Annotated in this window: 10 protein-coding genes; all 10 read right to left on the reverse strand. The window is 75.1% G+C overall.

Annotation, left to right across the window (positions count from 1 at the left end; all coding sequences use genetic code 11):
* A partial coding sequence (locus ACE3Q3_RS20805; protein ID WP_374449162.1) for a xanthine dehydrogenase family protein molybdopterin-binding subunit occupies positions 1-862 on the reverse strand: 862 nt, incomplete at its 3' end.
* Positions 863-1063: 201 nt separating this feature from the next.
* Positions 1064-2362, reverse strand: a complete 1299-nt coding sequence (locus tag ACE3Q3_RS20810) for a sigma-54-dependent transcriptional regulator (protein ID WP_374449163.1) — start codon at positions 2360-2362, stop codon at positions 1064-1066.
* Positions 2359-3756, reverse strand: coding sequence for an ATP-binding protein (locus ACE3Q3_RS20815; protein WP_374449164.1), 1398 nt, complete (start codon positions 3754-3756; stop codon positions 2359-2361). Before ACE3Q3_RS20815 ends, ACE3Q3_RS20810 begins: the two co-directional genes overlap by 4 nt.
* Before the next feature lie 57 nt (positions 3757-3813).
* On the reverse strand, positions 3814-5094 hold the full coding sequence (gene mnhG / locus ACE3Q3_RS20820) for a monovalent cation/H(+) antiporter subunit G (RefSeq protein ID WP_374449165.1): 1281 nt from the start codon (positions 5092-5094) through the stop codon (positions 3814-3816).
* On the reverse strand, positions 5094-5381 hold the full coding sequence (locus ACE3Q3_RS20825) for a monovalent cation/H+ antiporter complex subunit F (protein ID WP_374449167.1): 288 nt from the start codon (positions 5379-5381) through the stop codon (positions 5094-5096). Before ACE3Q3_RS20825 ends, mnhG begins: the two co-directional genes overlap by 1 nt.
* Positions 5378-5698: a Na+/H+ antiporter subunit E gene (locus ACE3Q3_RS20830; RefSeq protein ID WP_374449169.1), complete on the reverse strand. Its 321-nt coding sequence runs from the start codon at positions 5696-5698 to the stop codon at positions 5378-5380. Before ACE3Q3_RS20830 ends, ACE3Q3_RS20825 begins: the two co-directional genes overlap by 4 nt.
* Complete coding sequence (locus tag ACE3Q3_RS20835) at positions 5695-7218, reverse strand: Na+/H+ antiporter subunit D (protein WP_374449171.1); 1524 nt, start codon at positions 7216-7218, stop codon at positions 5695-5697. The genes ACE3Q3_RS20830 and ACE3Q3_RS20835 overlap by 4 nt, the downstream gene beginning before the upstream one ends.
* Complete coding sequence (locus ACE3Q3_RS20840) at positions 7215-7607, reverse strand: sodium:proton antiporter (RefSeq protein ID WP_374449173.1); 393 nt, start codon at positions 7605-7607, stop codon at positions 7215-7217. The genes ACE3Q3_RS20835 and ACE3Q3_RS20840 overlap by 4 nt, the downstream gene beginning before the upstream one ends.
* Before the next feature lie 11 nt (positions 7608-7618).
* Positions 7619-8023, reverse strand: a complete 405-nt coding sequence (locus tag ACE3Q3_RS20845; protein ID WP_374449175.1) for an MnhB domain-containing protein — start codon at positions 8021-8023, stop codon at positions 7619-7621.
* Positions 8020-9932: hydrogen gas-evolving membrane-bound hydrogenase subunit E (mbhE, locus tag ACE3Q3_RS20850; RefSeq protein ID WP_374449177.1), on the reverse strand; the 1913-nt coding region annotated here is incomplete at its 5' end. The genes mbhE and ACE3Q3_RS20845, both read right to left, overlap by 4 nt.

Genomic DNA, 9932 nt, shown 5'->3' on the forward strand with positions numbered 1-9932 from the left:
AGCGCTCGTCCGTCCACTTGACGGGCATCCCCAGTTCCTTCGCCGCGTGCAGGATCGCGACATATTCGGGATAGGCGGCGGCCTTCATGCCGAACGAGCCGCCGACATTGCCGGTCAGGACATGGACCTGGGACGGCTTCACGCCGAGGATGTCCGCCATCGCGCCGCGCAGTCCGAAGACGCCCTGGCAGCCGACGCGCAGAACCCAGCGCCCGTCCTCGATCGAGCCGATCGCCGAGCGCGGCTCCATCGCCGAGACGACGACGCGCTGGCTGACGAGGCGCATCGCGACGGTGTGGTGGGCGGCGGCGAAGGCGGCGGCGGTCTTCTCGCGGTCGCCGTAATGGTAGTCGAGCGCGACGTTGCCCGGCACGTCGTCATAGAGCTGCGGCGCCCCTTCGGCGGTGCCCGATTCGGCGTCGGTCACGGCCGGCAGCGGGTCGATGTCGACCGCGACCAGTTCGGCGGCGTCGCGCGCCTCGGCCGCGGTGCGGGCGACGACGACCGCGACGGGGTCGCCGACCCAGCGCACGCGGTCGACTGCCAGCGCCGGGCGCTTCGGCTTCCGCATCGGGCTGCCGTCGCCGTTGGTCAGCGGCACGACGCATTTCAGCGGTCCGTAGCCGGCCGCCTCCAGGTCGGCACCGGTCCAGACGCCGAGCACGCCCGGCGCGGCCAGCGCCGCCGCGGTGTCGATGCCGTTCAATACGCCGTGGGCGATCGGGCTGCGCACGATCCACGCATGGGCCTGGCCCGGCAGGTTGATGTCGTCGGTGTAGCGGCCCCGGCCCTGCACCAGCACCGGGTCCTCGGTCCGGGGGACGGGCTGGCCGATGCCGAACTTCTGAAGCGACGGATCCATGGTCGTGACGAGTCCTCGGGGGATGGGGATGGCGGCGGCGCACGGAAGCACCCTGCGGGCCGGCCGTGCGGCGGCCCCGGTGGCGCGCCGCCAGAGGAGCAGATGGCGGATTGTCGCCCGGCGGCGGCCCCGATGGCAACCGCATCGCTGCAACGCAGCATCCATGCCAGCGCATGGCGCACCGGCCGGTGCAGGGGCCGCTCAGAGACCCAGATCCTGCATCCGCTTCCAGAGCGTGGTGCGCGAGACGCCGAGGAGGCGGGCGGCCTCCGAGCGATTGCCGCCCGCCTGGCGCAGGGCGTCGGCAATGCGGGCGCGGGCCGCCTCGTCGACGGCCGTCCGGAGGTCGGACGGCGCCGCCGCCGGCGCCGGCAGGCGATCCGGGAAGAGGTCGTCCGGACCGATCTCCGGCCCCTCGCCCAGTGCCGCCGCCCGCTCGATGCGGTTGCGCAGTTCGCGGACGTTGCCCGGCCAGTCGTGGGCGGCCAGGGCGGCCAGGGCGGCGTCGGTCAGCCGGTGCGGGTCGAGCCCGAGCCGCGCGTCGACCGCGGCGAGGAGCCGCCGGGCCAGTTCCGTCAGGTCGTCGCCGCGGTTCCGCAGCGGCGGGATGGCCACTTCGAGGACCGCGATCCGGTAGTAGAGGTCCTCGCGGAACCGCCCCTCGGCCACCCGCCGGCGCAGGTCGGCATGGGTGGCGAAGACGAGGCGGCCCGCGAACGTGCTCTCGCGCGCGGCGCCGACCGGGCGGAACTGCCGTTCCTGGACCAGCCGCAGCAGCTTCGCCTGCAGCACGTCCGGCAGTTCGGCGATCTCGTCGAGGAAGAGGGTGCCGGCGCCGGCCTCGGCCGCGAGGCCCGGCTGCCGCGTGGCGGCGCCGGAAAAGGCCCCGCGCTCATGGCCGAAGAGCGTGCTCTCCAGCAGGTCGGCCGGTATGGCGGCGCAGTTGACCGCGACGAAGGGAAGCGCGGGATCGGCGGCGCCGTGGAGGAAACGGGCCGCGACCTCCTTGCCGACCCCGGTCTCGCCGGTCAGCAACACCGGCAGGTCGGTGCGCGCCGCCTTGCGCAGCATCGCCTCGACCGCGCGCATCGCCTCCGAGCGTCCGAGGGCGGCATCGCCGGCGGGCGCGGGTGCCTCCGCGGTCGCCGCGCGCACGGCCGCCACCAGCGCGTCGACGTCGACCGGTTTCGTCAGGTAGTCGCGTCCGCCCGCCTTGACGAGGCGCACCGCCTGGGCGACGTCCGCGAAGGCGGTCATGAAGAAGGTCGGCGCGGCCGCCGCGGCCTCGACCATCCGGCGATGGATCGCCTCGCCACTCATGTCGGGCAGGCGGATGTCGCTGACGATCGCGGCCGGGCGCCGCCGGCCGACCGCCTCCAGCGCCGCCGCGCCGGTCGAGGCGAGCAGCGGCTCGAACCCTTCGAGGCGCAGCCGCTGGGCGAGCGCCGGCCCCAGGACCGGGTCGTCCTCGATCACCAGCACCAGCGGACGCCGGCTCACGGCTCGGCTCCGAGCGGGATGGCGAGCCGGATCGTCGTGCCGCGGTCCGGGCCGCTCTCGACGCTGGCGCGGGCGTCGAGCCCGCCCAGCAGCCCGACGACGACGCCGAGGCCGAGCCGGCGCGAGGCGGACTCCTGCGGCGCCCCGCCGGCGAGGCGATCGGCGGAGGCCGGCTCCAGGCCGCGGCCGTCGTCGGCGATCGTGCACACGAGGTCCTGGCCCTCGAGGGCGGCCGACAGGCGGACGGTGCCGCCGCGGCCGCTGGCGGCGCAGGCGTTCAGCAGCAGGTTCAGCAGCACCTGTCGCACGCCGACCGCGCCGAGCGGCACGTCGCGGTCGAGCGCGATCTTCCAGTCTAGCGTCACGCCGGCCTCGGCCGCGGCCGGCCGGACGAGGTGCAGGAGGTCGGCAAAGTCGACCGCGCCGAGGCGGCGCTCGTCGGCCGGGCGATAGAACTGCAACGCGCTGGTCACGATGCGGTCGATGGCCTCGATGCCGCGCGCCAGCAGGCCCAGCGCCTCGTCGCGCACGGCCGGCTCGGCGCCGAAGCGCTTCAGCGTCGAGACCGCCGCCGCGAGGCCGCCGAGGGGGTTGCGGACCTCGTGCGCCAGGGTCGCCGCGAGGCGTCCGAGGGCGGCGGCCTGCTCGCGCTCGGCCGCCGCGTCGGCCAGCCGCTCGCGCTCGCGCACACTCTCGACCATCGCGTTGAAGGCCAGGATCAGGTCCGAGGTCGGGCGGTCGGCGCGCGCCGCCAGGGTTTCCGGGATCGGCTCCGGCCGGCCCGCGGCGGCCTGCTGCAGCCGCTCCAGGACCATGGCGACCGGTCGTCCCATCCAGGCGAGGCCGAGATAGGCGAGGACGCCGCAGCCGGCGGCGAGGGCGACGTCGAGCAGCAGCAGGCCGACCCCGAGCCGGCGCCGCTGGGAGGCGATTTCGCGCATGTCGAGGGCGGCGACGAGGCGGCCGGCGCGCCCCTCGAAGCGTCGGGCGATCCAGGCGACGCCGCTTGCGGAATCGAGGTCGAGACGGCCCGGCATGGCGGCGGCGGCCCGCTCGGCCGAGAGGTCGGGATCGCCGTGGCTGGCGACGAGACGCCCGTCGGAGGCGAAGGCGAACAGCCCGCGCTCGGTGATGCCCTGCCGCTCGGCGAAGGCGCGCCGGAATCCGGCCTCGATCGCGATCGGGTCGGCGCGTTCGAGCGCCCCGCGGACGCCGGCGGCGAGCCCGTCGAGATAGACCTCGCCCAGGCGCTGGAACTGCGAATCGTCGGCCGCCGCCTGCAGCCGCAGGGCGAGCTGGGTGGTGAGCACGGCGACGACGAAGACCGCGAGCCCGGCTGCGACCGGCAGGCGCGCCGCGGGGGGCAGCGGAGACAGGAACCGGGACCAGCGCATGATCCATGCTACCGCCGGCGCCGGTCCGGCGACACCGGGGAGGACGGCCGCCCCCTCTTACGGCAGCAGCACGAGCGCCGCGGTCGTGGCGGCGACGGCGTGGCAGTCGGTGCGCACCGCCTGGAACCACCCGGAACCGCTGCCGAGGCGTGCGGCGACCACCGCGTCGTAGCGGCGCAGGAACGTCGCCGCCTCCTCGATCGTGCAGTCGTCGCCGAGCGGCGCGGCCAGTTCCGCACTGCGCCCATGGGCGCCGAGCAGCGCCGCCTGGGCCGCCGCCGCGTCGAGGGCGGCCGGGACCTCGCCGAGCGGCACGACCTCGACCGCGGCATCGGCCCACAGGCCGATGCGGGCGAAGGACTGCGCCAGGCCGGCGCTGGCGGCGGCGGAATCGACGAGGATGGCGATGCGGCGGACGGGGCCCGACCGGCGCGCGACCCGAAGGACCGGGACGCGATGGTCGGTGGCGATGCGGGCGGCCAGTTCGTCGGCGCCGTCGGCGCGCTCGCCGGCGGCGTCGATGCCGGCCGGCACCACCAAGAGGTCGGCGGCGGCGACGTGGCGGGCGAGCGCGGCCGGGCCGGCCTCCTCGTGCCGCGCCGTCGCCGCGACCCCGGCGCCGCGGGCGCGGTCCTCGAAATCGGCGAGCGCGGCGGCGGCGGCCGAGCGCTGCCGCTCGCGGCGGGAGGCGGCCGACCAGCGCGCCCAGTGCGAACCGCCGATCGGGCGCGGCCCCCGCGGCTCGGCTGCGGGCTGCACCAGCGACAGCGCGGTCAGGCTGGCGCCGGAGGCCCGTGCCAGCGCGAGCGCGGTCGCCGAGGTCTCCGGCTGGGCGGCCGCGCCGGACAGCCAGCAGACGATTCGGCGCAGCGGCGTCGGCTGCGGCGCCGGGCGTCCCGCGGCCTCCGGAAAGGGGATCGCAGTCATGGCGGCTTCCTCCGATGATGGTGGCGGCTTCCGCTCGGCGCGCCGACGGCGCGCCGGGTCGATGTCGAAGAGGCGGCGGTCGAGGACGCCCTCGAGGGCGTCGGCGATCGTCGCCGGTGCGATCGGTGCGCCGGCGACGTAGGCGGCACGACCCAGCAGATGCGAGGCGATCGGCGTGGTGGCGACGAGGAACGCGAGGCCGGCCAGGGCCGTCAGCGCCGGCGCGACCCCGCCCAGCGCCAGCCCGGCGCCGAGCAGGAGCAGCCCGGCGCCGACGACGCCCGACTTGGTCGCGGCGTGCATCCGGGTGAACGGATCCGGAAAGCGGACGACGCCCAGCGCCGCCAGGGCGATGACGATGCCGCCGGCGAGCAGGCAGGCGGCGGCGGCGAGGTCGAGGAGGGCGGCCATTACTCGCTCCCGTCCGGGCTGCGCGAGGCGCGCTCCAGCAGGCCGGCGAAGGCGACCGCCCCGAGGAAGCCGAAGAGGGCGATGGCGAACGCGACGTCGAGGAAGGCGGCATGGCCGGCCAGCACCGCCGCGAGGGCGGCGATGGCGATGGCGAGCAGGCCCAGCATGTCGGTCGCGATCACCCGGTCGGCGGCCGACGGGCCGGCGAGCAGGCGCCAGGCGACGCCGATCAGGGCGAGGCCGACGAGACAGGCGGCCGCGGTCGCGGCCATGGCGACGATGGTCATGGCAGGATCTCCCGGACCGGACGTTCCAGCGCCCGCTTCATCTCGGCGACGGCGGCCTCGGGGTCCGGCGCGTCGAGGCAATGCACGTAGAGGACGCGGCCGTCCTCGGAGACCGCGAGGCTGGTGGTCCCCGGGGTCAGCGTCACCATGTCGGCGAAGAGCGTGATCGCCGCCGGCGAGCGGACGTCGAGGGGAACCGCCAGGATCGCCGGGCGCAGCCGGCCCGGCGGCGCCACGGCGGCGCGGATGGTGGCCCAGGTCGCCTTGGCGAGTTCGGCGACGAAGGCGATGCCGATCCGGATCGTGCCGCCGATCATGGCAGGGCTCCGGGACCGAGGCCTTCGGGACCGAGGACGGCCGCGATGTAGGCGCGGCGATCGAGCAGCCCGTCCGCCGCCTGGAAGGACAGGGCGAGGAACGGCTCCGTCCACAGCCCGATCGTCACCGTCACCGCGGCGAGCGCCACGATCGGCGCGAAGGTCGCGACCCGCTCGGTCCGTGTCGCCGGCGCCGGCCGGGCGTCGGCGGGCGCCTCCTTCCAGAAGGCCTCGTTCCAGATCTTCACCATCGAGAACAGGGTCAGGACGCCGACCGCCAGCGCGACCGCGGCGAGGAGCCAGGACTGCGCCTCGAGGCTGGCGCGCACGACCGCGAGCTTGCCCCAGAAGCCCGACAGCGGCGGCAGGCCGGCCAGCGACAGGGCCGGCACCAGGAAGAGGAGGCCGAGCAGCGGCCGGGTGATCCAGAGGCCGCCGAGCCGCGCGAGCGCGAAGGACCCGCCCGCCTGGCGGATGGCGCCGGCGACCAGGAACAGGTTCGCCTTCACGACGATGTGGTGGATGACGTAGAGGATGCTGCCCGCGATCGCGAGCGGCGTCATCAGGGCGACGCCGACCAGCATGTAGCCGATCTGGCTGATGATGTGGAACGAGAGGATGCGGCGCACGTCGTAGTGGGCGGCGGCGCCGAGCACGCCCGTCACCATCGTCGCCATCGCCACCGCCGCCAGGATCGGCCCGAAGAAGGCGGCGTCATGGGCGAAGATCAGGGTGAAGACCCGGATGATCGCGTAGACGCCGACCTTGGTCAGCAGGGCGGCGAAGATCGCCGCGACCGGCATCGACGCCGTGTGGTAGGCCGCCGGCAGCCAGTTGAAGAGCGGGAAGACGGCCGCCTTGGCGCCGAAGGCGACGAGCAGCAGCATGGCGGCGGCGGCGAGCGCGCCCTGGCTGCCGACCTCCGGCGCGACGCGCGCCAGGTCGGCCATGTTGAGGGTACCGGTCAGCCCGAGCAGCAGCGCGGTCGCCAGCAGGAAGAAGGTCGTGCCGACGAGGTTGAGGAGGACGTAGCGCAGGCCGCCGTCGAGCTGCTCGCGCGTCCGGTCGAGCACGAGCAGGCCGAAGGAGGCGATCAGCATCACCTCGAACCAGACGTAGAGATTGAAGAGGTCGCCGGTGGCGAAGGCGCCGGCGACGCCGAGCAGCAGGCCGTGGAAGAGGGGGTGGAAGCCGGCCCGGTCGCGCTCGCGGGCGCCCGGTCCCAGCGCGTAGACGGCGACCGCGACCGCCATGACGCCGGTGATGACCAGCATGATGGCGGAGAAGACGTCGACGACGAGGACGATGCCGAAGGGGGCGGGCCAGCCGCCCATGGCGCCGACCAGGGTGCCGTCGGTGACCGTGTGGGCGAGCAGGCCGACCGCCGCCGCGAGCAGCGCCAGGGCCGCGGCGAGGCTGATCGGCCGCTGCGCCGCCGGCCGGCGCCAGAGCAGTGCCGTGACCGCGGCCCCGGCGAGCGGCGCCAGCAGCGGGGCCGCGAGGAGGGCCTGGGCGTTCATGCCGCCTCCCGGCGCTCGGCCGGCGCCGGCGGAGCGCTGGCCGGCGGCGCCGTCTCCGCCTCGGCCAGATCCTCCGCGCTGGTCGTGCCGAACTCGCGATGAGCGCGCATCGTCAGCATCAGGGCGAAGGCGGCGAGCCCGAAGCCGATGACGATCGCCGTCAGGATCAGCGCCTGTGGCAGCGGGTTGGCGGCACCCGGTCCCAGCACCTCGCCGTCGACCAGCGGCGGCCGGATCGGGCCGACCCGGCCCGCCAGCAGGATGGCGAGGTTGACCGCGGTGCCGAACAGGATGAAGCCGAGCAGCCCCCGCAGGAGGTCGCGGGACAGGAAGAGGTAGACCGAGGCGGCGACGACGGTGCCGACGGCGACAGCGAAGAGCGTTTCCATGGCGGCCGTCCTCACTCGCCGACCAGGGAAAGGAACATGGCGGTGACGGTCCCGAGCACGACGAGATAGACCCCGAGGTCGAAGAGGATCGTGGTCCCGAGCGGCAGCCCGGCCGGGAAGGCCCAGAGGTGCGTCAGGTAGGGGGCGCTGCCGGCGAGAATGGGCGGCAGCCCGCTCGCGAGCGCGGCCAGGAGCCCGATGCCGCAATAGCTGACCGGGGCGAGGCGCAGCAGCCGCAGGGCGGCGGCCCGTCCCCGGGCGATCGCGTAGATCAGCACGCCCGCCGCCCCGAGCAGGCCGCCGAGGAAGCCGCCGCCGGGCGCGTTGTGCCCGCGCAGCAGGATGAACAGGGAGACGGCGACGGACAGCCACAGCAGCAGCGGGGCCGAGGTCCGCAGGATCAGGGAATCGTTCATCGGACCTGCTCCTTCCCGGCCGGGCGCAACAAGGCGGCGACGGCGAAGGCGGCGATCGCCAGCACCGTGATCTCGCCCAGTGTGTCGAGCGCCCGGAAGTCGACGAGGATGACGTTGACGACGTTGCGGCCGTGCGCCGCCAGCAGGCTCTCCGCGCCGAACCAGTCGGAGAGGCGCGCGTCGTAGGGCTGGGCGAGGACGGCCAGCAGCGCGAGCGTGACGGCGGTTCCGGTGGCGACCGCGATCGCGGCATCGGCCGCGCGCTCGCCCGGCCGGCGGCGGCTGCGGCGGCGGATCGGCATGCGGGTCATGGCGGCGGCGAAGATCACCACCAGCAGCGTCTCGACCGCGAACTGCGTGAAGGCGACGTCGGGAGCGCCGAAGACGAGGAACAGGACGGCCGTCGTGAAGCCGACGAGGCCCATCGCCAGGATGGCGACGAAGACCGTCGGTGCGGCCGCGGCCGCCAGCGCCCCCACCGGCAGCCCGATCAGCGCCAGGGCCCGCGCGTCGAGGCCGGCCGCATCGAAGGCCGGAAGCGCCAGGCCGCCGCGCAGCACCAGCGTGGCCAGGATCGCCGCCGCGGTGACGGCGAAGAGCAGCCGCAGGTAGCCGCGGAGGCTGCCGTGCTGGATGGCGCGCGTCGTCCGCTCGGCGATGTCGAGGAGCTTCGCCAGCCCGCGCTCGTAGAGGGCGGCGGGGCCGGCGACATCGACGATGGCGGCGCGGCGCATCCCCGGCACGATGCGTCCCCAGGCGGCGAAGAGCGCCATGCCGGCGGCGATGGTGGCGATGCTGAGGGCGAGGAGCGCCGACGGTCCGTGCCAGAGCGCGAGATGGACGTCGGCCGGCCGCCCCAGCATCGCCGCCGCGGCGGGGCCGACCAGCCGGTCACCGAGGAGGCCGGGCAGGCTGCCGGCGACGAGCCCGAGCACGGCCAGCAGCAGCGGACCGGCGAGCATGGCGAATCCGGGATCGTGCGGCGCCCGCGGTGTCGGCCGGCGGGCGCCGAAGAAGAGGCGCAGCGACAGCACCGCGGCGATGGCGACCGTCGTCGCGTTGACGAGGAAGCCGACGGCGACGAGGAGCGCCGAACTCTCGCCGTCCAGCTTGACGGCATAGACCAGTTCCTTGGCGACGAAGCCGACGAAGGGCGGCAGGCCGGCCATGGAGAGGGCGGCGAGCGAGGCGGCGAGCGCGGTCATCGGCATGGCGCCGCCGAGGCCGCCGAGACGGCTGGCGTCGCGCGCCCCCGTTTCGTGGTCGACGATGCCGGCGACGAGGAAGAGCGCCGCCTTGTAGAGGGCGTGGACGACGAGGAACGTCATCGCCGCCGTCGCCGCCTCGGCCGGGGCCACCCCGATCAGCAGCGTCAGGGTGCCGAGGCCGGTGACGGTCGTATAGGCGAGGACGCGCTTGAGGTCGGTCTCGCGGAGCGCGAGGACGGCGCCGGTCGCACTGGTGGCGAGACCGAAGCCGGTGAGGATCGCCTGCCAGGCGGCCTCGTCCTGGTAGACCGGATTGAGCCGGGCCAGCAGGTAGACGCCGAGCTTCACCATGGTCGCCGAGTGGAGGTAGGCGCTGACCGGGGTCGGCGCGGCCATGGCGTTCGGCAGCCAGAAGTGGAACGGGACCTGGGCCGACTTGGTGAAGCAGCCGAGGATGACGAGCAGCATCGCCGGCGCGGCCGTCGGGGCGGCGAGGACCGCCTCGCGGGCGGCGATGATGCCGGCGATCGAGGTGGTGCCGGCGGCGTCCGCCACCAGCAGCAGGCCGGCGAGCAGCGCCAGCCCGCCGGCGCCCGTCACGAGAAGCGCCTGGAGCGCCGCCTGCCGGGCGCCGCGGGCGGTGTGGTCGAAGCCGACGAGGAAGAAGGAGGCGAGGCTCGTCGCCTCCCAGAAGACGAACA

It is taken from the genome of Allostella sp. (assembly GCF_041913585.1).
In the GTDB taxonomy this organism is placed as follows: Bacteria; Pseudomonadota; Alphaproteobacteria; order ATCC43930; family Allostellaceae; genus Allostella.